The sequence below is a fragment of the Kitasatospora phosalacinea genome (assembly GCF_000717185.1).
In the GTDB taxonomy this organism is placed as follows: domain Bacteria; phylum Actinomycetota; class Actinomycetes; order Streptomycetales; family Streptomycetaceae; genus Kitasatospora; species Kitasatospora phosalacinea_A.
In genome coordinates, this window is sequence record NZ_JNYE01000078.1 from 40,581 (window position 1) to 63,616 (window position 23,036).

The following is a 23,036-nucleotide window of genomic DNA, read 5'->3' on the forward strand; positions in this document are numbered from 1 at the left end:
GCCCTCGTCCTCACACCTCTCTCACCCCTCGTCCTCACACCCCCAGGGAGCGGTCCGCATGTCGCAGGCACCCACCAACGACCTCCTCGACCGGGCCCGCGCCTGGCTGGCCGAGGACCCCGACCCGGAGACCCGGGCCGAGCTGACCGCGCTGCTGGCCGCCGCCGAGGGCCCGGAGGCCGAGGCGGAGGAGCGGATCGCCTGGTCCCGGCTGGCCGAACGCTTCGCCGGACGCCTCCAGTTCGGCACCGCCGGGCTGCGCGGCGAGCTGGGCGCCGGGCCGATGCGGATGAACCGGGCCGTGGTGATCCGGGCCGCCGCCGGACTGGCCGGGTACGTCCGCAAGCACCCGGAACTCGGCGACCTGGTGGTGATCGGCTACGACGCCCGGCACAAGTCGTACGACTTCGCGCTGGACACCGCCGCCGTGGTGGTCGGCGCCGGGCTGCGCGCCGCGCTGTTGCCCCGCGCACTGCCCACGCCCGTCCTCGCGTTCGCGATCCGGCAGCTGGGCGCGGCGGCCGGCGTGGTGGTGACCGCCAGCCACAACCCGCCGCAGGACAACGGCTACAAGGTGTACCTGGGCGACGGTTCGCAGATCGTCCCGCCCGCGGACGTCGACATCGCCGCCGAGATCGACGCGCTGGGCGCGCTCGCCGACGTCCCGCGCGCGGGGGGCGGCTGGGAGGTGCTCGGGGACGACGTGCTCGCCGCCTACCTGGCCCGCGCCGTCTCCGTTCTGGACGCCGACGGGCCGCGCGAGCTGACCACCGTCTACACCCCGCTGCACGGCGTCGGCCGCGACATCCTGCTCGCCGCGTTCGCCGCCGCCGGGTTCCCCGCACCGACCGTGGTCGCCGAACAAGCCGAGCCGGACCCGGACTTCCCCACCGTCGCGTTCCCCAACCCGGAGGAGCCGGGCGCGATGGACCTCGCCTTCGCCACCGCCCGCGCGGCCCGCCCCGACCTGGTGATCGCCAACGACCCGGACGCCGACCGCTGCGCCGTCGCCGTCCCCACCACCGACGGCGACTGGCGGATGCTGCGCGGCGACGAGGTCGGCGCGCTGCTCGGCGCGGCCGTCGCCGCCAAGGGCGCCACCGGCGTCTTCGCCACCACCATCGTCTCCTCCACCCTGCTCGGCAAGATCGCCGCCGCGGCCGGCCTGGGCTACGCCGAAACCCTCACCGGCTTCAAGTGGATCGCCCGCGCCGAGGACATCCGCTACGGCTACGAGGAGGCGCTCGGCTACTGCGTCGACCCGGAAGGCGTCCGCGACAAGGACGGCATCACCGCCGCCCTCCAGATCGCCGAACTCGCCGCGGGCCTCAAGCGCGACGGCCGCACCCTCACCGACCTCCTCGACGACCTCGCCCTCGCGCACGGCCTGCACGCCACCGACCAGCTCTCCGTCCGCGTCGACGACCTCACCGTCATCACCGACGCGATGACCACCCTCCGCGACAAGCCCCCCGTCGAACTCGCCGGCCTGACCGTCACCCGCGCCGACGACCTCACCGCCGGCGCCCCCGACCTCCCCCCGACCGACGGCCTCCGCTACCTCCTCACCGGCCCCGCCGTCACCTCCGCCCGCGTCGTCGTCCGCCCCTCCGGCACCGAGCCCAAGCTCAAGTGCTACCTGGAGACCGTCCTCCCGGTTGCCACCCCCGCCGACCTCCCGGCCGCCCGCGCCACCGCCCAGGAGCTGCTGGACGCCCTCAAGCGCGACTTCGCCACGGCGGCGGGGCTGGCCTGACGAGCCGCCGCATCCGCACCGAGGGCTCGGGGGCTTCGGCCCCCGAGCCCTCGGTCGGCGCCGCCCGGCCTGCGGGCGGCGCGGTCGCGCTTCCCGTGCTTACTCGTTCCGCGCGCCCCCCGCGTCCCCCTCCCAGGACGCGAGGGCCCGGGCAGCGACTTCCCGGTGGCCGTCGTGAACGCTTTCGGCCAGGACCGTCCGAATCATCGGCGAGACTTCGGAGCGGTACGAGTGGAGCCTGGGGTCGTCCAAAAGGTGGGCGGCCGCGAGAAGGGCGGCTTCCTGGACTTCCCCTGCCGGGGAATGCAGATGGGGAGCGACGCCGAGGAAAATCCTCGGACGGATTTCCTGAAACTCCCTGAAAAGGGTAGTGCGATCCGGCCCGAACCACTCTTCCAACTGCCGCTCCCGGTGGTCGCTTACGGTGTATGCCGATTCGGCCAGCCATGACAGGAGCCGCCGCCGGTGCTTGGGGTCCAGGAATTCACCGCTACCGGCGTCGTACAGCAGCGCGGCGACGTAGCAGGCGACCGGGGCAGTGGCGGAGCAGAGGGAACCCTGGTGGAGGACCTCTCCCCACAGGTGGTCAAGGGCGGCTTCTGCGGCGGCAGGCTCGCCGGACAGCAGTCCGGCCAGCTTCAGGGGGGTCTCGGGGGCAGCCGGGCCGTAGGCGTGCTCAAGGCCGGACCAATCGGTCTCCGCGAGGATCGCACGGGGGTCGGGGATTCTACTTTCCACGGAATTATCCTCTCACACAGCGGGGTGGAATCGGATCGGGCCCGCCCGCCCCCCGAAGCGGGGGAGACGGGCGGGCCGTCGGTCAGGGATTCAACGGATGAAAACGAGCCGTCGGCTAGTTCCCCACGAATGTCCCCGCCTTGTAGAATTTCCTGCCCCTCTGGAAGTAGACGGTGAGTGTTGATCCCGTCGGCAGCATGTCCCGGATGGTGGCGAGGCAGGTGTAGCAGACACCGCGCGGGTGGGTGATCATCAGGATCCCGCTCTTCACCTCGTCCTTGTATTTGTGCATGAGCGCCGCGGCTTGCGCCTCGACGTGGGTTTCCCAGCCTTCCTTGGCCCCCTTGGGGGGCTTGTAGCCGGGGTACGGCTTGCTCGACACCAGGTCGTGGTCGCTGTGGCCCTGCAGCCTGAGGAAGCCGCCGGTCGCACCCTCGTCCCCGGTGGAACCACCGGGGTTGGAGGAACGCGCCGCACTCTCCGACGCCCTCGCGTGGGCGCCTTCCTCTGCGGTCGGACAGTTGTGGACCAGCAGAGGTGTCGCGCCGGCCAGCACGTAGTACGTGTGGAGGTCTGCGACGGTGAGGTTGTACGCGCTGCTCGGCGGGGTGCCGTAGCTCCGGGTCGCGATGACGGTGACATCGGTGCCATCGACCGTGCGGAGCTCGTGACCGACGGGAACGTCGGTGGCGTCCACCCAGCTCCGGGACGTCTCGTCCCAGTAGGCGTGGTGGGCCGTGGACGTGATCTTCTCAAGCTCGGAGTCGGAACTCCCGCGAACCGTCAGATCGGTGAAATCGATGTCGTTGTGGCCGACGATGGTGGCCACGACCGGTTCGGGCCTGGTCTCACCGGTCTGCGGATCGGTGGCCAGAACCAGGTCGCCGAGTTCGAGCTGGTTGATCGGCTCGGTGCTTCCGTCAGCGAGTTGGACCAGCGTCCCCGCAGGGAAGCTGTTGCCGTTGATCGGGCATGAACCACCGCTGTCCGCCTTCGCGGCATCCGCTTCCACCGCCTTCGCGGCATCCGCTTCAGCGGCCTTGGCCGCTTGCGCCTCGGCCTCCGCGACCTCCTTCTCGGTCTTGCGGGCGACGGAGAGCGCTTCCTCGGCTCCCTTGGCCACGCGTTCCGCGCTACGGATGGCGTCGTAGGCCTTCTCGCCCTCGCGCCACAGCTTGAATGCCTTGATGCCGACCTTGACGGCCTTGAAGACCTTGCTCCACGGAACGAAGTTCAGGGCCGTGTTGACGCAGCCCATGACGTCGCCCTTGGTGAAGCAGTCGCGGGCGTCGTTGAAGCCGATCAGGTCGCCGACGACGTCGATGATCTGCTTGACCAGTTCCTCGCGGGCCTGCTTGGCCTTGGCGAGCGCCGCGTCGGCGGCCTGCTTCTGCCGCAGGGCCTCGTTCTTGGCGCCCTGCGCGGCCTTGGAGGCCGGAGTGGTGCTCGAGGAATCCTTGCCGCTTCCACCGTTGCCCTGGTCGAGGCCGGTCTTCCCGGCGGCGTAGGCGTCCCAGCCGGCGGCCGACATGCAGCGGCCGGTGTCGTCGGGGATGCAGGTGCCGTCCGGGTCGGCGTGGTCGACGGGGTTGTTGTCGGCGTAGGCGTAGGCGTTCCACGACTGCGGGTCCGAGCCGTTGAAGACCGGGTCGACGGACAGGAAGCGCCCTGTCTTCGGGTCGTATTGTCGGGCGCCGAGGTTGGTGAATCCGGTGCCTTCGATGGTGCCGCCGACGAAGCCCTTGTCGCCGGCCCAGACGCCGTTGCCGGGCTGGGTGCCGCGGGCGTTGCCGAAGGGGTCGGTGGGGCGTCGGGCGACGGTCAGGTTGGCGGCGTCCAGTTGGACGCCGGCGGTGCCGTGCGGGTCGGACGCCTGGTAGTAGAGCACCGTGGCGCCGGCGTCGTCGGCGGTTCGGGTGATGGTCAGGCCGCCCGGAGCCGGGTAGTACCGGGTGGCGGTGGTCTTGCCGGTGGCGGTGTCGAGGGTGACCTCGTCGGTGCCCAGGTTGAGGGTGGTCTTGCCGCCCACGCGCCGGATCAGCTGGCTACCGTCCGGTCCGTAGACGTAGCTGGTGTCGGCGGCCGGGGCCGCGGTGTCGTGGACCTTGGTGAGCTTGCCCTGGTTGTCCCAGGTCAGCGTCTTGGTCCCGGTGGTGTCCGTGACGGACGTGGTGTTGCCGGTCGCGTCGTAGGTGGACGTGGTGACCTTGCTGGTGCCGTTCGCGCTGGTCTTGGAGGTGAGCAGCGCGTGGGGTCCGCCGGTGCCGCCGCCCGTGGTGGGGTCGTTGGTGGCGGTGTTGGGGCCGGGGGCGAAGGTCTGGTCGGTCTGCCGGTCGTTGACGACCGCGCCGGTGATGTCGTGCTGGACCAGCTTGGTGCGGTTGCCGGTCAGGTCGTAGGAGTAGGTCTGCCAGTAGGGGGCTGGGCCGCCGATCCGGGCCGAGGCGGTGGCCGCGGTGGGCTCGGTGGCGTTGGTGCAGCTGCCGATGCCCTGCACGGAGGGTGCGGGGGCGGTGGTGGTGGTGCCCTTGTCGGTCCAGGCCGAGCTGAGGCGGCCGAGGTAGTCGTAGGTGAAGCACTGCAGGTCGGTGGAGGTACCGTCCTGGACGGTCTTCGCCGAGGTCATCGAACCCACCTTGTTGTAGGTGTAGTTCGTGAGGTCGACGTGGGTGGTGGCCGCGGTCTGCTTGTCCAGGGTGGACTGCACGACGTTGCCGGTGCCCGGGTCGTACTGCTGGGTGGAGACGACCTGCTTGCCGGACGCGCCCACCGTGGTGCGGGTGGGGCGGCCGAACGCGTCGTACTGCATGTCCTGGACGTAGTAGTCCAGGCCGCTGGAGGTCTGGAAGTTGCCGTCGACGTCGTAGGAGTTGCCGACGGTCTCGGCTGCCAGACCGCCCACCGCGGGCAGCGTGGTGCTCCTGGCCAGCCCGAGGACCAGCGAGTAGCTGTTCGTCCAGCTGTAGGTCTTGGCCAGCTTCTCTTCCTTGGCCACCGACGGGATCGTGATCGACGTCCCGGTCGGCCGGTAGCCGAGGTCGTAGCCGGTGACCGCGCTGACGTACGCCACCTTGCCGGATCCGTCGGGGGCGTCGGCGTAGGTGGTCGTGCTGGTGGGCTTGCCCAGGACCAGGGAGTCGTACGTCCACTCGGCGAGCTTCTTGCTCGCGTCGGTGGTGCCGGTCCCGTCGTACGAGGCGACCTGTCGGCCGAGCAGGTCGTAGGTGACACTGGTGGACTTGCCGCGCGCGTCGGTGGTGGTGACGGGGTGTCCGGCCTTGTCGTAGAGCATGGTCGACGTGCCGGCGTCCGGGTCGGTCGAGCTGGTCTGCTGGCCGAGCAGGTCGTAGGTGTACGTCCACCGGTGGGCCGGGGTGCTGCTGTCCTGGATCCAGAGCGGCTTGCCCGCGACGTCGTACCCGTAGGTCGTCGCGTCGTAGACGCCGGTCGGGGTGCCGGCCTTGTACTGCCGGATCTCGACCGGGGAGCCGGTGGCGTCGGTGATCGTGGTGGTCGCGTAGCCGCCGGGCGGCGGGGTGGCGTCGGTGCGCTCGGCGCCCGGGTAGGAGGCCGTGCTGCGCCACTGCTCCTGGCCGTAGGAGATGAACTTGCTGGCGGTGATCCGGCCGAGGCCGTCGTACTCGTTCCAGGTCTGGGTCGGCACCTGCGAGTCCTGCGGCAGGAACACGGTCGCGATCGGGCCCGAGTCGGCGTTGTGGTACGCCGGGGTGGACTTGATCTGCCAGCCGTGCGAGTCGTAGGTCGCCTCGGAGATCAGTCGGCCGACCTGGCCCTGCACCGGCATCGACTGCGACTGGCGGACGCGGCCGAGGCCGTCGTAGATCTGCAGGCTCTTGGCGTAGGTGCGGTCCTCGCGGATGCTCTCGCTGGTGACGACCGACGGGGAGGTCGAGCCGTTCAGCGCGTAGGTGAACTTCCGGTTGGGCGCGGTCTTCCGGGCGTCCGTGCTGTTCGGGTCGCGGCCGGGCAGCCAGACCGCGGTGAGGCGGCCGAGGGCGTCGTAGGTCTCCAGCGTGGTGCGGCCGTTCTCGTCGGTCGCCTTGGTGGGCAGGCCGCGAGCGGGGTCGACGACGGTGGTGGACTTCCAGCCGAGCGGGTTGGTGACGTCCACCTGGGAGGGCAGCTCACCGGTGGCGGGGGTGTACGCCGTGGTGGTGGTCGCGCCGTTGGGGTGGGCGGTGTCGGTGCGGTTGGGGTCGGTGGTGGAGACCTGGCGGCCGTAGGCGTCGAACTGCGCCTTGGCGGTCACCCGGTAGTTCGGGGTGTTGTTGGCGCCGTAGGACTCCAGGACGCGGGTCTCGGTCTGGTCGGCCTTGTCGCCGATGGTGCCCAGCGCCTGGCCGTCGTAGATGGTCAGCGCGTCGGAGACGGTGTTGGCCTGGGTGGGCGTCTGGCCGCAGGCGCCGGCCAGGGTGAGGATGCGCGAGGGCAGCTCGACCAGGGCCGGGTTGCTGCCCGAGGCGTACGTCATCGAGGTGCACTGGCGCTGCGGGTAGCCGCTGAGCGTGGTGTCGCCGAGGACGTCCATGGTGACGACGCGTCCGGCGTGGTCCTCGTCGTAGGTGGCGCTGCGCTCGGTGGTCCGCCACTGGCCGTTGGACAGCAGCGAACGGTTCTTCACGTTGGCCGTGTTGATGTAGCGGGCGGTGACCTTGGGCAGGGTGCCGGGCTGGGTGTGGGTCGCGGTGATCTTGGAGAGCCACGGGGTGGTGAGCTCGCCGCCGACGACCTTGGCGCCCGCCGCGTCCGACTCGTAGTTCTGGGTCTCCCGGACGAATCCGGCCAGTTCCTCGGCGTCGGTGATCGACTCGCCCCAGCTGTCGGTGACCTGGCCGCCCATGCCGCGCAGGTAGGTGCTGACCGACTTGGTGCGGGGGCCGTCCGAGCCGGAGCCCGTCGTGGTGGTGACGGTCTGGTAGCCGCGGAAGTTGTCGTAGGTGCGGGTGTCGTCGTCCGCGAACTCGGAGTCGTTGCGGTGCCAGGCGGCGCCGCCGCCGTAGGCGTACTGGGTCTCCTTGGCCACGGTGGAGCTGGTGACCGGCGAGGACTCGACGATCGAGGAGACCAGGTACTTGTGGAACCAGTCGTCGATCGGCTTGGTGCCGGCCTGCGAGCCCGGGGGGACCCACTTCACCGGCATGCACGCCATGGTGTTCCCGGCCTCGGAGGCCGGCATGGTGTTGTTGACGCGGGAGCACTCGGCGGGCTTGTAGTTGACGGTGATCCGGCCACCGGTCTCGGTGGTGACCTCCTTCATCCGGGGCCGGTTGAACTGCGGGGCCGCCGGGACCAGGCCGTCGACCCGGTTGGCCATCTGCATCGCCGTGAAGGACACGGCGGGCAGCGCGATGTCCGCCTGGCCGTTCTTGCCGGTGCGCTGGATCGAGCTCAGCCACAGCGTCGGCGCGTTGCCGTCACCCGGGTCCGAGAAGACCTGGTTGAGCGCCCAGGAGTCCACCACGCGGGCGGCGCCGCCCACGTACACGGTGGTCTGGATGCCGGTCAGGCGCTTGGAGGTCCAGAACGACGGGCCGTAGTTGGTGCAGGTGCCGGAGGCGGTGCAGGCCTGGTCGAGCGGGGTGTCGGGCCAGGAGGACTGGTTGGCCACCACGCGCTGGGCGTCGCTGCAGGTGATCGAACCCGAGGCGAAGCAGCGCTCCGCCGTCGTGAAGTCGATCTTCGAAGCGGGGTTGCCCGCGCCCTTGGAGGCGATCTGGTCGGACAGCCGCAGGCCGTACTGGATCGAGGAGACGTTGGAGTACCGGTCGTACGCGGTGCGGGTGCCGGTGCCGTTGTTCTGGCCGCCGCCGCGCGCGTAGTAGTTGGACTCCTTCGCGTACTTGTACTTGATCAGGTTGCCGTGCAGGTCGACGATGTGGTCGAGGTTCCACTGCCAGCCCATCTGGCACCAGGAGGCCAGGCCGGTCGAGGAGTTGTAGCACGGGTCGCCGGCGTGCGGGTGGTACACCGGGACGGTGTTGACCGAGTTGCTGGCCGGATCGGTGTTGTCGCCGCCGGGCAGGTGGTTGGCACCGAAGTAGTACTGGGTGCCGTCGGTGGTGGTGACCTTGAAGCCTTCGCCGTTCCAGGCCCCGTTGGCCAGGCCGGTCAGCGGGGTGACCAGGGTGCCGTCGTCGCCCTGCAGCCGCAGCACGCCGGTGGTGTCGTCCTTGACCAGGACGCCGGAGTGGCCGGCCAGGTTGAGCTGGAGCGACTGCCCGGCCCAGCACTCGTCGCCGGACATGTCGATGCCGGCCTTGGCACAGGGCTTGTACGAGCGGGAGATGGAGCCGGCCGAGTAGTCCCAGCCGTCACCGATCCAGCCCGACTGCGAGTTGGTCGACGCGGTGCGCCCGTCCACCGACGAGGAGTCGTAGCCCAGCACCACGCTGGGAGCGGACCCGCCGACCGCGGTCGGCATGTCGAAGGTGTACGAGTAGGTGAAGTTGCCGGCGTTCGAGCCGGCGCTCCAGGCCGCGGACGGGGCGATCGCGGTCGCCGCGAACGAGCCCGAGGAGCCGGACGGGGCGGCCTGCGCGGCCAGCACCATCGCGCCCGAGGACGCGGCGGCGGTCTGCTGGACGAACCCGGCCTGCACGACGGCGCTGGTCGAGCCGCCCTCGGCCGAGGCGCGGGTGGTGCCCGCGGCGGGTGCCTCGGGCAGTTGCACGTCGGCGGTCAGCAGGCCCGACAGCGGGTCGACGCTGGAGGGCACCGGGGTGCTGGTGCGGCACTCCTGGGCGTCCGGCGTGGTGAGCGCGCACTCGGGCAGCAGCACCAGCCGGGCCCGGTCGGACCACATCGCGTTGCCGGTCAGCGCCTTGACGTCGAGCGAGACCTGGAGCTTGTGGCCGCCCTTGGCGGCGCCGCCGGCCCCTTCCAGCCGGACCACCGGACCGGTCGAGCCGGCCGCCTTGGCCTTGCCCTCGTCCAGCAGGTCGACCTTGACCGAGGGCGTGCCCGCAGCCTTGTCCTTCGCGGTGCCCAGGTCGGTCAGGAACACCGGCAGGTCGCCGGCCTTGACCCTGGCCTTGCCGCCGGCCGCCGGAGCGGCCCCGCCACCCAGGCGGCGCGCCGCCTCCTGGTCCGCCGACACGTCGACGACCTCGACGGTCGCGCTGCCGGCCTTCGCCGGAGCCACCGCCGAGCGCTTCCACTCCCGCGGCACGCCGCCGGTGGCGGCCGTCCCGCCCGCGCCGTCCGAGCGCCCGGCCACCGAGTCCGCCTCTTGCAGCGGCGTGGTCGGCGGCACCCAGATCTTCGGCGGCTTCTCGGCGAACGCCGGCGGCGCGCCGAGCAGTGACCCGGTCACTGCCATGAGCGTCAGCAACCCCAGCGCCCTCGACCGGCCTCTCAACCGGTGGCGCGGGGTGCGTTCACGCTGTGCCCCCATATGAATCTCCCCAGATTATGTGGGACCACGCACAAAAGACGCCCCGTCAGGAAACAGGACGCCATGAATTGCATGCGCGATGGTCGACACCGAAACTAGAGATCATGGGACTGTCAACACCAGCCCCCAACAGGCAACTTAACCATTCTGTTACCGCCGACCCCGACCGGCCGAGAACTTTCTCGAAATCCCCCCGGGAAACCATGGGGAAGATGCGCCTGATACCGCCCCGGCGGAATTCCTCCAGCGAATTCCGGGCGGATTTCCGGGGCGGTGGGCCGGGCCGGGGGCGCGAGTGGCACCCCCGGCCGGGCTGGTCAGGCCGGTCCGGTCAGGCGATCGCCCCCATGCCCCAGCGCTGCGGGTAGGTCTGGTTGCAGTCCCAGATCTGGAGCTGCGTCCCGTTGGTGAGGGTGCCGTTCGGGATGTCCAGGCAGCGGCCGGACATCGGGTTGTAGAGCGAGCCGTCGGCGCGGTAGAGCCACTGCTGGGCGGCATTGCCCTTGCAGTCCCAGAGCTGGATCTTGGTGCCGTTGCCGGTGGCCGCGCCCGTCACGTCGAGGCAGCGGGTGAGCACCTTGATGGAGCCGTCCGACTGCGCGGTGGCCTGCTGGGCGGTGCTCGGGTTGCAGTCCCAGAGCTGGATCGCGGTGCCGTTGGCGTCCACGCTGCTGTTGGCGTCCAGGCACTTGTTGGAGCCGACGGCGGTCGGCAGGTTCGCCATGATCCGGCTGGCGGCGGTGCTCGGGTCGGTCGGGACGTCGAACACCTCGACGTCGCTGACGTTGCCGTTGAACGCGGCGGAGAGCGCGCCCGCCTCCTGGGAGTTGCCGATCACCAGCGGTCCGCTGTAGCCGAACTTGCCGGCGTGGTAGCTGCTGCCCGCGAGCACCCCGTTGACGTACAGCGACATGCCTCCGGTGGTGGCGTTGTAGCTGGCGGTCAGCCGGTCCCAGCGGTCCGCCTGGTAGCGGGCGGCGCTGGTGCTGGCGTCCGCCGTCTGGTGGTAGCTCGGGCTGGCGTTGTCGGTGGTGGCCATGCCGAAGCGCCAGGTGCCGTCCTTGTCCGGCCAGAGGATGAACCCGCTGGAGGTGGCGCCCTTGCTGGACAGGACCGAACCGCTCACGCCGGCCGGCTTGGCCCAGACGCTGACGGTGAACGACTTCGAGGTGTCGACCTTGACCTGCTGGGTCTGGCCGGCCCCGTAGGAGATCACCGAGTTGGCACCGGCCGCGCCGGTACCGCCGCCGAAGTGCGCGACGGTGGTGCTCCTGCCGTTGACCGTGTCGGCCGGGAAGGTGACCGCGCTGCCGGCCGTCATCGGGCTCTTGCCGTAGACGTCGGTGACGATGGAGCCGCCGGGGTTGGTGAGCTTCAGCCGGGCGACCGTGCGGCGGCTGTCACCCTGGTCGTACGGGGTGGTGGCGAAGCCGTTCACCACGGTGGAGCCGGTGGCGGCGGTGCCGGGCCACACCTTGAGGCGGTTGGTGGTGTCCAGGGCCCAGAGGTCGGGCAGGCCGTCCTTGGTGGCGTCGCCGCTGGAGCCGATCTGCGGGTAGGCGGCGACGGTGAACTTCTGGGTGCCGACGGTCCGGGCCTTGCTGGTCGGGTCGACCAGGTTGCCGAAGTCCAGGCGGCCGTTGGCGTCGAGCTTGATGTCGTAGGCCCGGATGGTGCCGTCGGCCTTGTCCCGGGTCCACACGGTGGGCTGGGCGGTGCCGGAGGCCTTGCCGGGGTTGATCAGCTCGTAGTTGTCCCAGTTCGCGGCCGAGACCTTGACGACCGGAGCCGCCACGTCGTTGGTGAACAGGGTGCGGTAGAGCCAGAGGTTGCCGTTCTCCACGGTGAGCAGCGCGGTCTGGTCCTGCGGGACCTTGCTGGTCTCGCCCTTGGCGGCGGGGGCACTGGTACGGCCGAGCGCGACCACCTGGGTCAGCTTGCTCCAGTCGTAGGTCCAGTTGGCCGGCTCCGTCTGGGAGACAGTGCCGTCCGCGCCGACGAAGTCGGGGTAGTCCGGCTTGGCGAGGAGCACCGGCGCCTTGAAGGTGCCGTCGCCGTTGTTCTGGTACAGGTACAGGTTGGAGGCCAGGGGCGTGGTGCCGGAGACCGCGTTGGTCCACGCGACGGTGTCGTCCACCGGGGTGGGCGTCTGGCGCAGGGCGCCGAGGTGGGTGGTGCGGACGGTCGTGGTGGCGTCGCCCTTCCAGGAGGTGCCGCCGGGGGCGAGGCCGACCGGGGCGCCCTGGATGGCGGTCATGTCGCTGTCCAGGCCGATGACCCGCAGGTTGCCGAGGGCGTCCGGGGCGAGGACGTCGCCGCGGCCGTCGCCGTCGAGGTCGCCGGGGGCACCGGCGGCGCTGCTGGCGTCCCAGGGGGCGTAGAAGGTGTAGGGCAGCGGCTGGCTGTAGTTGCCGGCCACGTCCATCGCCTGCACGTACAGGGTGTTGGTGCCCCAGCGGGGCGGCCGGTAGGAGATGGTTCCGGTGACGCGGGTGGCGTCGCTGAGGTCCCGGGTCTTCACCACGCCGTCCTTGTTGGCCGTACCGGTGGCGTCGCAGGACCAGCCGGTGACGGCGGTCGGGTCGGTGCTCCAGCGGATGCAGGCCGGGCCGGAGGCGCGCAGGCCGGACGCGGGAGCCGGGTCGCTGGCGGTGAGGGTGAGGGTGCCGTCCTCGCCGGCCTTCTTCTTCGGGACGGCGCCGATGGTGCCGCTGGCCGGGAAGTCGGCGGAGGAGACGCCCACCCGGGGCGGGGTCTTGTCGACCCGGAAGTAGCACCAGGGGGTGTCACCGGAGGTCAGCGAGCCGTCGGTGACGTTCGCCAGCCAGCCGTACTGGTGGCCGTCGGTCATCCGGTCGACGGAGGCCGTGGCACTGCCGTAGCTGCCGGCCCCGCCGCTGCTGGGGTAGGCGTGCCAGGTGCTGTCGTTGTCGTCCCAGATGTGGAAGTTGACGGTGGTGCCGGCGCCGATCGGCGACCAGGCGCTGGCGTTCAGGTAGACGTACTGGTTGGCGCCGACCCAGCCCGCGTTGTCCCAGGCGTTGCCGCCCGGGGTCTGGCAGTCGTTGCCCTGGGTGCCGAAGGTCGGGTCGTTGGTGAAGCCGGGCATCGGGGTGGTCCGCGGGTACCAGATCGTCGGCGTGATGTCGTAGACGGTGCTGATGTGCGCGTTGGAGCCGATGTGGTGGCGCAGCAGCTTGTCGGTCTCGTTCTCGGCCGAGATGCCGATCGTCCAGTTGGGGGTCTTCTCGTTGACGATCTTCTGCATCCACCAGGTGACGTCCCAGCTGATGGTGCCGGTGCCGGTGCCGGTGACGTCGGCGTTGGACGCCCAGGTGCAGCCGGTCATCTTGCCGTTGGTGCCGCACGGCTGGTTGTTCCAGGTGGTGGTGCCCTGGAAGGCCGGGGCGCTGTACACGTTCAGCGTCGACTTGGTGGACGGGGAGGAGGCGTCGACGACGGTGGTGGACAGGGTGGCGCGGTTGACGGTCGCGGTGCCGTGGCCGCCGCCCTCGAACAGGCCGTCGGGGCTGGGGATCTGGTAGTACGCGCGGTAGCGGCCGTAGCCGGTGCAGTCCGAGTAACCGCAGTAGCCGACGCCCAGCGAGCTGAGGGTGTTGACGTTGGCGGTGTCGGGGTGGTTCTCCTGGACCTGCGCGTTGACCGTGGCGCCCTTGTCGACGCTGGTCTCGGGGTCGAGGTACCAGGGGCCGGTGCCCTGGCCGAAGGTGGCCGGGTCCGGGGTCAGCACCAGCTCGGTGTCACTGACGGAGATCCCGATCTCGGAGACCGCGGCGGCGGCGCCGGGCCGCTCGGCGTTCGAGGACTCGGCCTCGGCCTCCGCCTCGGCGGCGCCGGGCGCGGCGAACAGCGACTTGGCCTGGACGCCATCGGACTTGACCACGGGGGCAGGCTCGGGGACGGGGGTGGAGTCCCACTGGAACGGGGTCGGCGCGTGGAAGCGCGTCCTGCCCTGGGCGTCCTTGAACGAGACGTTGCCTGCCTCGTCGGTGTCGGCCTTCACGCCGGTGGTCTCCAGCGGGAAGCGCAGGCTCTTCAGCCGCGGGTCGGCGGCGGCCTGCGCGGTCTTGACCACGATCACGTCGCGCCAGCCGCCGTCCGGACGGGCCGTCACCAGCAGGTCCACGTCGGGCAGCACGGAGGCGTAGGTCGCGGTCGGGCCGTCCAGGGTCGGCTTCGGCAACGGGAACGGGGCGCTGATCGCCATCGAGGTGCCGTCGGCCGTGGTGATCTTCGCCAGCGGGCCGCTGCCGCCGCCGGAGAGCACCAGGTCGGAGCCGGTCAGCGCCGGGGTGACGGTGCCGTCCGCGTTGGCCCGCAGGCTCGCGTCGAGTTCCTGCCAGGTGCCGTTGCGCTTGGTCCGGACGTCCTGGGCGTTGGCCTCCGAGGACAGCGTCCGGCCGTCGGGGTTGGCGAAGACCTCGGTCGTCTCGTTGGTCATCGAGTCGATCCGGACCTGCTTGCCGGTCTCCTGGGCCTGCCGGAGCGCCGAGCGGATCGCCCTGGTCTGCTCGCTCTCGGCCTGCGGCTGCGCGCTGTCCGCGCCCGCGGTGGACGCCGGCACGGGCGTCTGGTCGACGGCCCGGGCGGCCGGGGAGCAGAGCGCGGTGAGCACGAGCGCCGTGGCCGCGGCCACCGTCGCGCGACCGAGCACGCCCCTCCGGTCGGTTCCGGCACACCGGGGACGGTGTCTCGGTGAGGTCGTATCGGACATGGCGCGCGCGGTCTCCCTCCGAGCTGCCCGCCCTCGATGAGCAGGCATTCGAACGGGAACAATGCAGCCTCCACGAAGAGGGGGTCAAGCCCCGGCAACGAGATGCCCGATATTGCCCCGAATATTCGTCAATGAATCCTCTCGGGCGCCTTCTTCAACCGATTTCGCGGCACGACCGAATGCCGCTGACCTGCATTGACGATGAGTTCGTTGACAGATCAAGGCACTTCGGGAAAGTGGGTGGGAGCGAAGATTGGAGACGCATCGTCAGATTCCGATGGACGGTCAGATCAAGTCACTTCCAAGCGCATTGGACGAACTGACCGTGCATCAGAAAGCGGTCGGCGCATATGTGCCGACCGCCTGACTTGTCCCACTACGGCAGGACCGCTCACCCCTCACGCACTTCGCCCCCGCCTGCGACCTTCTCGACCGCTTCGCCCCGGTACGCCGCCACCACGGTGGACAGCAGGCCCGGGAAGCGCTCCTCCAGGTCGGCCGCGCGCAGCATGGTCAGCCGGCGGTTGGCCTCCTCGCGGTGGCGGATCACGCCCGCCTCGCGCAGCACCTTGAAGTGGTGGCTGAGGGTGGACGGCGCGACGTCCACCGGGAAGGTGCCGCAGGCCCGTTCGGGCTCGACGCTGAGCGTCCGCACGATGGTCATCCGGGTCGGGTCGGCCAGCGCGTGCAGCACGTCCAGTAGGTCGATGTCGGCGGTGTCGGGGTAGTGCGGCGCCTCGCGGCGGCGACCGGGACGGGGCACGGGACGCCTCCTTCCAGGGATGTTCGACAGGTCTCGAATAAGCGTGGTATCAATTTCGACGTTCGTAGAACATCGTAGATGCAGACGCCCCAGGGGGGAACCATGCGCGCACTCGTCATGACCGAGGCCGGCGGCTCCGAGCACAGCCACGTCCTCGACGTCGAAGCCCCCGAGCCCGGCCCCGGCCAGGTCGCGATCGACGTCGCCCACGCCGGGCTCAACTTCGTCGACGTGATGGCCCGCCGCGGCGACGGCGGCTACGGCGCCGCCTGGCCGCACCACCCCGGCAAGGAGGTCGCCGGCACCGTCCGCGCCCTCGGCGCGGGCGTCACCCACCTCGCCGTCGGCACCCCCGTGGTCGCCGCCACCCGGGCCGGCGGCCTCGCCGAGACCGCCGTCGCCGACGCCGTCCTCACCGTCCCCGTCCCCGCCGGCGTCCCGCTGGAGGCCGCCGCCACCGTCCCGCTCGGGCTCGCCACCACCCTCCTGCTGCTCACCGACGCCGGACGCTTCGCCCCCGGCGAGAGCGTCCTCGTCCACTCCGCCGGCGGCGGCATCGGCACCGCCGTCGCCCGCCTGCTCCCCCACCTCGGCGGCGGCCGCCTGCTCGGCACCGTCGGACGCCCCGAGAAGGCCGCCGCCGCCCTGCGCCACGGCTACCACGCGGTGCACGCCCGCGGCACCGACCCCGCCGACCTCGCCGCCCGTCTGCGCGCGGCCAACGACGGACGCGGCATCGACCTCGTCCTCGACCCGCTCGGCACCGCCGCCGTCGACCTCGACCTCGACCTGCTCGCCCCCGGCGGCCGCATCGTCCTGTTCGGCAACGCGGGCGGCGGCGCCCCCGACCCGCTGCCGACCCTCCCCCGGCTGCTCGCCGCCAACGCCACCCTCACCGGCTTCAGCCACAACGGACTGCTCACCAGCGCCCCCGCGAAGGTCGCCGCCGCGATCCGCCGCGCCCTCGACCTGCTCGCCACCGGCATCCTCGACACCCCGGTGACCGTCCTCCCCGGCCTCAGCGCCGTCCCCGCCGCCCACGACCTGCTCGCCACCGGCCAGGGCGAGGGCAAGTACGTCGTCGCTCTCTAGAAACACCGTTGGGGCCCGGTGCGAACGGCGGGATGCACCTTCAGGGGCCCGGGGAACGGCGGGTCCGTGCTGCTGACGGCCGGAGCCCATCGAAGTGTCCGTGCTGCTGCGTGCCGTGGACAGAACCAGAAGCCGATGCGCTGGGCGGCAGTGCACCGTCAGCAGATCCGGGCTCGCCGTTCCCCGAGCCCCTGGCGGGGCTCAGGTCGCCGCGATCACCGAGACGAGCGCGACCAGCCCGGCCAGGGTCGGGGCGATGATCCACCAGCACCAGGTGGCCTGGAGCTCGCCGCCCGCCGAGGGCTTGTGCGCGTTGCGCTCGGCCTGGTCCTGGAGCGCGTTGACGACCGCGTCGGACCAGGCGCGGGTGGGGTCGAGCTGGTCGGGTCGGGGCGTGCGCGGGGCCTTGCCGGGGCGGGCGGGACCGCGCAGCGCGGGGTCGCCCTCGGCGGTGGCGCGGGTCGCCCGGCGGGTGGCCTTCTTGCGCTGGCGGATCGAGACCGGGATCGCCCAGACCTGGAACTTGCGCCCGGAGGCGAAGAGTTCGACCGAGTACCCGGCCTTGAGCCCCTCGACCGTGGACCAGGGCGCGACGATCGTCCGCAGCGGGTTGCGGACGACCAGCCGCCGCTCGTTGGCGCGCACCACGGGCCGCAGGGTGTAGGCGATCACCGGGAAGACGAAGACGGGGGCGGCGGCGAGCGCGACCCAGGGGGTGGCTCCGCTGCCGGACACCACGGCGTCGGCGATCAGCCAGGCGGCGACGGCGAGCATCATGACGCCCGCGATGACGCTGGGGACGGAGCGGTAGACGCGGTCGGCGTACACGGGCTCCTCGGTGGCGGAACCCTGGTGGGGTGTCCGGTCGGATTCGGTCATGCCGTCGATTCTGCCCCAGGGCCCGGGCCGTCCCCAACGACGACCCGGGCACGGGTCGGTCACGAACTCCGCCGCGGTCAGTCGGTGCGCCGCCGCAGCGTCGCGGCACCGAGCAGGAGCGCGAGCAGGGCGCTCCCGGCGACCACGGCGAGGTCGGCGAGGACCCGCCCGCTGACGCCGCCCTCCACGGTGATCCGCCCCATCGCGTCGACGGCGTACGAGAGCGGCAGGACGTCGGAGAGCAGCCGCAGCACCGGCGCCATGTCGTCGCGGGCCACGAACAGCCCGCAGAGCAGCAGCTGGGGCAGCAGCACGGCGGGCAGGAACTGGACGGCCTGGAACTCGGTGGCGGCGAACGCGGAGACCAGCAGGCCGAGCGCCATGCCGAGCAGCCCGTCGGCGACCGCGACGGCGAACAGCATCCAGGTCGGCCCGGCGACGTCGAGGCCGAGCACGCCGATGGCGAGCGCGGAGGCGAGGGCGGCCTGCAGCAGGGCGACGGCGCCGAAGGCGAGCGCGTAGCCGAGCAGCAGGTCGAGCTTGCCGATCGGCATGGTGAGCAGGCGTTCCAGGGTGCCGCCGGTGCGTTCGCGCAGCATCGCGACCGAGGTGACCAGGAACATCACCAGCAGCGGGAAGACGCCGAGCAGCTCGGGGCCGATCCGGTCGAAGGTGGCGGGCTGCGCGTCGTACATGTAGCGCAGCAGCACCAGCAGCAGGCAGGGCACGAACAGCAGCATGGCCACCGTCCGCGGGTCGTGCCGCAGTTGGGCCAGCACGCGGGCGGCGGTGGCGAGGGTGCGGCGGGCGGCGGCGTTCATCGGGCGGCCTCCGGCGCGGTGCGGACGAGGGTGAGGAAGGCGGTCTCGACGTCGGGCGCGCCGGTGGCGGCGAGCAGCGCGGCGGGGGTGTCGTGGGCGAGCAGGCGGCCCTCGCGCATCAGCAGCAGCCGGTCGCAGCGGGTGGCCTCGTCCATGACGTGGCTGGAGACCAGCAGGGTGGCGCCGTCCGCGGCGAGGGCCCGGAACAGCTGCCACAGCTCCTGCCGCAGGACGGGGTCGAGGCCGACGGTGGGCTCGTCCAGGACGAGCAGTTCGGGGTGTCCGAGCAGGGCGGCGGCGAGCGAGACGCGGGCCCGCTGGCCGCCGGAGAGCCGGGCGACGGGGGTGCGGCGGTGGGCGTCCAGGCCGACCTGGGCGGTGACCCGGGCCGGGTCGCCGGGCGGGGCGCCGAGGATCGCGGCGAAGTGGTCGAGGTTCTCGGCGACGGTCAGGTCCCCGTACACCGAGGGCGCCTGGGTGACGTAGCCGACCCGGTCGCGCAGCGCGGCGGCCCCGGCCGGGCGGCCGAGCACGGTGACGGTGCCCGCGGTGGTCCGCTGCACCCCGACGACGCTGCGCAGCAGGGTGCTCTTCCCGCACCCGCTGGGCCCCAGCAGCCCGGTCACGCTGCCGCGCTCCACCACGAGGTCGAGCCCGGGCAGCACGGTCGTGCCGCCGCGCCGCACCACCAGCCCGTCGATCCGGATCGCGGGGTCGCCGGACGACCCCGCCGAAGAATTCATCATGTGATGAGTTTTGCGCCGCGCACCGCCCCGCGTCAAGACACGCGGCCGCCACCGGGAAGAGCCCCCGGCGAGCCCCGTCAGGGGCTCGGGGAACCCTTCGGCGGACGAGCACGCACAGCAGGGGCTCGGGGAACGGCGGGTCCGAGCTGCTGGCGGCCGGAGCCCACCGGAGGTCCGTGCTGCTCCGGGCCGCAGGAACAGAACCCGAAGCCGATGCCGCGCACCGGCAGTGCACCGCCAGCAGCCCCGACCCCGCCGTTGCCCGGGCCCCCGATTGCGCGTCCCGCCGTTCCCACCGGGCCCCTTGACAGCCTCCCGATAACCGGTGCGGCCGGGACACCCCGGTTCGGTACGATTGGCGTCGGCCGGACGGCAGCCGAAACGCCCCGCACCGGCTCTTCCGAACCACAGCCCGCGGGCGCCCCGGGGCGCCCGCCGGAGAGCATGGGAGCCCCCCAGGATGACTCGGCAGTTGATCACCAGCGCGCTTCCCTACATCAACGGGATCAAGCACCTGGGCAACATGGTCGGGTCGATGCTCCCGGCGGACGTCTACGCCCGGTACCTGCGCCAGCGCGGCCACGAGGTGCTGTACATCTGCGCGACCGACGAGCACGGCACCCCCGCCGAGCTGGCCGCGCAGGAGGCCGGGCTGCCGGTGGCCGAGTTCTGCGCCCGCGCGCACGACCAGCAGAAGGCGGTCTACGACGGCTTCCAGCTGTCCTTCGACTACTTCGGCCGCTCCTCCTCGCCGCAGAACCGGGAGATCACCCAGGAGATCGCCCGCGAGCTGCAGGCCAACGGCTTCATCGAGGAGCGGGCGATCCGCCAGGTGTACTCGGTCGCGGACGGCCGCTTCCTGCCGGACCGCTACATCGTCGGCACCTGCCCGCACTGCGGCTACGACAAGGCGCGCGGCGACCAGTGCGAGAACTGCACCCGCGTGCTCGACCCCACCGACCTGCTGGAGCCGCGCTCCGCGATCAGCGGCAGCTCGGAGCTGGAGGTCCGCGAGACCAAGCACCTCTTCCTCCTCCAGTCGAAGCTGACCGACGAGGTCGAGCGGTGGATCGCCGCCAACGGCGACAACTGGCCGGTGCTGGCCTCCTCGATCGCCCGCAAGTGGCTGACCGAGGGCCTGCAGGACCGCGCGATCACCCGCGACCTGGAGTGGGGCGTCCCCGTCCCGGCCGACGTGTGGCCCGAACTGGCCGCCGAGGGCAAGGTGTTCTACGTCTGGTTCGACGCCCCGATCGAGTACATCGGCGCGACCAAGGAGTGGGCGGACGCGACCGGCGGCGACTGGCGCTCCTGGTGGTACGAGGCGGACGACACCGTCCGGTACACCGAGTTCATGGCGAAGGACAACGTCCCGTTCCACACGGTGATGTTCCCGGCGACGATCCTGGGCTCGCGCCAGCCGTGGAAGAAGGTCGACTACGTCAAGGCGTTCAACTGGCTGACGTACTACGGCGGGAAGTTCTCCACCAGCCAGAAGCTCGGCATCTTCACCGACGTGGCGCTCGAACTGCTGCCCGCCGACTACTGGCGCTACTACCTGATGGCGAACGCCCCGGAGTCCGACGACTCCAGCTTCACCTGGGACCTCTTCGCGGCGACCGTCAACAAGGACCTCGCCGACACCCTGGGCAACTTCGTCAACCGGGTGCTGTCCTTCAGCCGCAAGCGCTTCGGCGACGAGGTCCCGGCGGGCGCGGCGAACGGCGAGGCCGAGCTCGCCCTCGGCGCCCAGATCGCCGACCTGCTGGCCGAGTACGAGGCCCAGCTGGACGCGCTGAACTTCCGCAAGGCCGCGCAGGCTCTGCGCGCGCTGTGGTCGGCGGGCAACGCGTACCTGGACGTCACCGCGCCGTGGACCGAGATCAAGACCGACCCGGAGGCGGCCGCGCGCACCCTGCGCACCGCGATCAACCTGATCCACCTGTACGCGGTGGTCTCCGAGCCGTTCATCCCCGCCGCGGCCAAGGCGATCCGGGAGTCCTTCGCGCTGGAGGGCGACACCCGCACCTGGGTGTCCGCCGAGGAGGCCCGCGCGCTCGCGCTCGTCCCGGCCGGGACGGGCTTCACCGTCCCGCCGGTGCTGTTCGCCAAGATCACCGACGAGGACCTGGCGGCCTGGACCGAGCGCTTCGGCGGCGGGCAGGCCTGACCGCTCAGCCCGTCAGGCACCCCTGGAGCGCGCGTCCCAGCAGCGGGACGACCGCCTCCGGGGGTGCCGACGCGAGCGGCTCGACCGCGATCACGTACCGGGCCATCGCCAGCCCGATGATCTGCGACATCGCCATCTCCACCCGCAACTCCGGCTCCGCGCCCTCCAGCCGGGACGCCACCCGGCCCACCAGCTCGGCCACCATGAAGCCGCGCATCAGGGCCGCCACCTCCTCGCTGGTCGCCGCCGTCCGCACCAGCGCCAGCAGCCGCTCCCGGACCTCCGGCCGCTCCCACATCCCCACCACGAAGCCCGCGACCCGCTCGCCGACCGTGGCCGGGTCGCCCGCGAACACGTCCTCCGCCACCGCCCGCGGGTCCAGCGGGAACTCCAGGGCCGCCATGAACAGCCGGTCCTTCGTGCCGAAGTAGTGGTGCAGCAGCGCCGCGTCCACCCCCGCACCGCGGGCGATCGCCCGCATGCTGGCCTTCTGGTAGCCGCGCGCCGCGAACTCCGCCCGGGCCGCCGCCAGCACCGCCCCCCGGGTGTCCTCGCCCCCGGGCCGCCGCCCCCGCGCCTTCGCTCCGCCGTCCATCCCGCCATTGTCGCCGCCGGGCCCGCCCCCAACGAAAACCGCCCGTGGTTCGTGGTACCGGGTGGGAGGACGACGGAGGGGGACGGAGTGGCGGACTGGACGGGTCTGCTCAGCGAACTGGTGGCGACGCGCGGTACCGAACTGAACCGGTACGGCTTCCTGTTGACCGGCGACCGGGCGGAGGCAGCGGACCTGGTGCAGGAGGCACTGGTGCGGGTCTTCGCCCGACCGCACCGGTCCTGGGAGCTCGGACGGCTGGAGGGGTACGTCCGCCGGACGATGCTCAACCGCTTCCTCGACCAGCACCGGCGGCGGCAGCGCTACGCCCTGCTGGTGCCGAAGGTGGCCGGGCCCGAGGCCGACGCCGACCACAGCGGGCCGGTCGCCGACCGGCTGCGACTGCTGACCGCGCTGGACGCGCTCTCGCCCGCCCAGCGGGCCTGCGTGGTGCTGCGCTACTACGAGGACCTGTCGGTGGCGGGGGTGGCGGACCGGCTGGGTTGCCGCGAGGGCACCGTGAAGCGACACCTCAGCGACGGGCTGGCGCGCCTGGGCGCGGCGCTGGGGACGGACCGACGGGCGCCCGAGGAAGGCGGTGGCGCGTGAACCCCGAGGAGATCCGCGAACGGCTGTCCGGCGCGGCCGAGTCGGCCGGTCCGCCGGAGCTGGACACCGCGCTGCTGGTGCGCCGGGTCCGCCGCGGCCGGCTGGCCCGGCGGGCGCTGACCGGCGGCACGGCGCTGGCGCTGGCGGCCGCGGCGGTGCTGGGCGCGGTGCGCTGGTCCGGCTCCGGCGGCGCGGTCGGCCCGGCCGGGGCCGCCGACCCGCTGCGGGGCCCGTACGTCTGCGGCCAGCGGCTGCCGGTCGAGGGCGCCTCCGCCACCGCCGGCGGGATCACCCTGTCGGTGTCCGCGGCCCGGGGGGCGGGCGACGGCAGCGGCCCGGAGGTCACGGCCGGGTTCGGCGCGGACCGGGTGCTCACGGTGATCGGCGCACCGCCGCAGTACCTGGAGGCGCTGTACCTGCGCGACGGCGTGGTGGTGGGCGGCGGCCCGCTGCTGAACGCCCCCGGCGACCGCTCCGTGCAGTCCGGGAACTACGCCGGCCACCGGTACCTCCTCGCGCCGGGACCGCCGCTGGCGGTGCCGCTGGGTGCGCGCGACCGGCTCTGCCCGTCGGTGGCGTGGCCGCAGGTGTGGGCGGAGCCGGGCCGGTACGAGGTGGCGCTGCTGGTGAGCCTGCCGCTGGGGGAGGCGGGTGCCCCGACGCAGGTGCTGGTGGCCCGCGCGCCCCTCCCGCAGTAACCGCCCGGCGGGGCGGGGCACAT

General features: G+C 72.0%; 13 protein-coding genes. 5 read left to right on the plus strand and 8 right to left on the minus strand.

Annotated elements, in window-relative coordinates; genetic code table 11:
- Nucleotides 1-58: 58 nt before the first annotated feature.
- Nucleotides 59-1,756, plus strand: a complete 1,698-nt coding sequence (locus OO57_RS27700; protein ID WP_033255412.1) for a phospho-sugar mutase — start codon at nucleotides 59-61, stop codon at nucleotides 1,754-1,756.
- Between the two features lie 99 nt (nucleotides 1,757-1,855).
- Here OO57_RS27700 and OO57_RS27705 read toward each other — a convergent pair whose 3' ends face one another.
- The 4 genes from OO57_RS27705 to OO57_RS27720 all read right to left on the minus strand — a co-directional run bounded on the left by OO57_RS27705 (nucleotide 1,856) and on the right by OO57_RS27720 (nucleotide 15,406).
- Nucleotides 1,856-2,494 carry a hypothetical protein gene (locus OO57_RS27705; RefSeq protein WP_051778318.1) on the minus strand — a complete coding sequence of 213 codons (639 nt, stop codon included), beginning with the start codon at nucleotides 2,492-2,494 and terminating at the stop codon, nucleotides 1,856-1,858.
- A 115-nt stretch (nucleotides 2,495-2,609) separates the two neighbouring features.
- Complete coding sequence (locus OO57_RS27710) at nucleotides 2,610-9,833, minus strand: RHS repeat-associated core domain-containing protein (RefSeq protein ID WP_081974009.1); 7,224 nt, start codon at nucleotides 9,831-9,833, stop codon at nucleotides 2,610-2,612.
- Nucleotides 9,834-10,239: 406 nt separating this feature from the next.
- On the minus strand, nucleotides 10,240-14,583 hold the full coding sequence (locus OO57_RS27715) for a ricin-type beta-trefoil lectin domain protein (RefSeq protein ID WP_081974010.1): 4,344 nt from the start codon (nucleotides 14,581-14,583) through the stop codon (nucleotides 10,240-10,242).
- Between the two features lie 451 nt (nucleotides 14,584-15,034).
- Entirely contained in the window at nucleotides 15,035-15,406 is a 372-nt protein-coding gene (locus OO57_RS27720; protein WP_033255414.1) for an ArsR/SmtB family transcription factor, read from the minus strand.
- 102 nt (nucleotides 15,407-15,508) lie between these two features.
- Here OO57_RS27720 and OO57_RS46980 point away from each other — a divergent pair, with 102 nt between their 5' ends.
- Nucleotides 15,509-16,498 carry a quinone oxidoreductase family protein gene (locus OO57_RS46980; protein WP_033255415.1) on the plus strand — a complete coding sequence of 330 codons (990 nt, stop codon included), beginning with the start codon at nucleotides 15,509-15,511 and terminating at the stop codon, nucleotides 16,496-16,498.
- A 201-nt stretch (nucleotides 16,499-16,699) separates the two neighbouring features.
- Here the strand turns inward: OO57_RS46980 and OO57_RS27730 are convergent, their stop codons facing one another.
- The 3 genes from OO57_RS27730 to OO57_RS27740 form a co-directional block, all read right to left on the minus strand.
- Nucleotides 16,700-17,377 carry a PH domain-containing protein gene (locus OO57_RS27730; protein WP_033255416.1) on the minus strand — a complete coding sequence of 226 codons (678 nt, stop codon included), beginning with the start codon at nucleotides 17,375-17,377 and terminating at the stop codon, nucleotides 16,700-16,702.
- 77 nt (nucleotides 17,378-17,454) lie between these two features.
- Nucleotides 17,455-18,198, minus strand: a complete 744-nt coding sequence (locus OO57_RS27735; protein WP_033255417.1) for an ABC transporter permease — start codon at nucleotides 18,196-18,198, stop codon at nucleotides 17,455-17,457.
- The gene (locus OO57_RS27740; protein ID WP_033255418.1) at nucleotides 18,195-18,944 is read right to left on the minus strand and encodes an ABC transporter ATP-binding protein; all 750 of its coding nucleotides are present in this window, start codon (nucleotides 18,942-18,944) and stop codon (nucleotides 18,195-18,197) included. Before OO57_RS27740 ends, OO57_RS27735 begins: the two co-directional genes overlap by 4 nt.
- A gap of 460 nt (nucleotides 18,945-19,404) precedes the next feature.
- On the opposite strand from OO57_RS27740, the gene metG reads away from it, so the two are divergent.
- The gene (metG, locus tag OO57_RS27745) at nucleotides 19,405-21,114 is read left to right on the plus strand and encodes a methionine--tRNA ligase (RefSeq protein ID WP_033255419.1); all 1,710 of its coding nucleotides are present in this window, start codon (nucleotides 19,405-19,407) and stop codon (nucleotides 21,112-21,114) included.
- A 4-nt stretch (nucleotides 21,115-21,118) separates the two neighbouring features.
- On the opposite strand, the gene OO57_RS27750 is transcribed toward metG, so the two are convergent.
- Nucleotides 21,119-21,709 carry a TetR family transcriptional regulator gene (locus tag OO57_RS27750; protein WP_033255420.1) on the minus strand — a complete coding sequence of 197 codons (591 nt, stop codon included), beginning with the start codon at nucleotides 21,707-21,709 and terminating at the stop codon, nucleotides 21,119-21,121.
- A gap of 87 nt (nucleotides 21,710-21,796) precedes the next feature.
- Here OO57_RS27750 and OO57_RS27755 point away from each other — a divergent pair, with 87 nt between their 5' ends.
- A complete protein-coding gene (locus OO57_RS27755) occupies nucleotides 21,797-22,315 on the plus strand; it encodes a SigE family RNA polymerase sigma factor (protein WP_033255421.1) in 519 nt (172 codons plus the stop codon).
- Entirely contained in the window at nucleotides 22,312-23,013 is a 702-nt protein-coding gene (locus OO57_RS27760; protein ID WP_033255422.1) for a hypothetical protein, read from the plus strand. Before OO57_RS27755 ends, OO57_RS27760 begins: the two co-directional genes overlap by 4 nt.
- The last annotated feature ends 23 nt before the right edge of the window (nucleotides 23,014-23,036 follow it).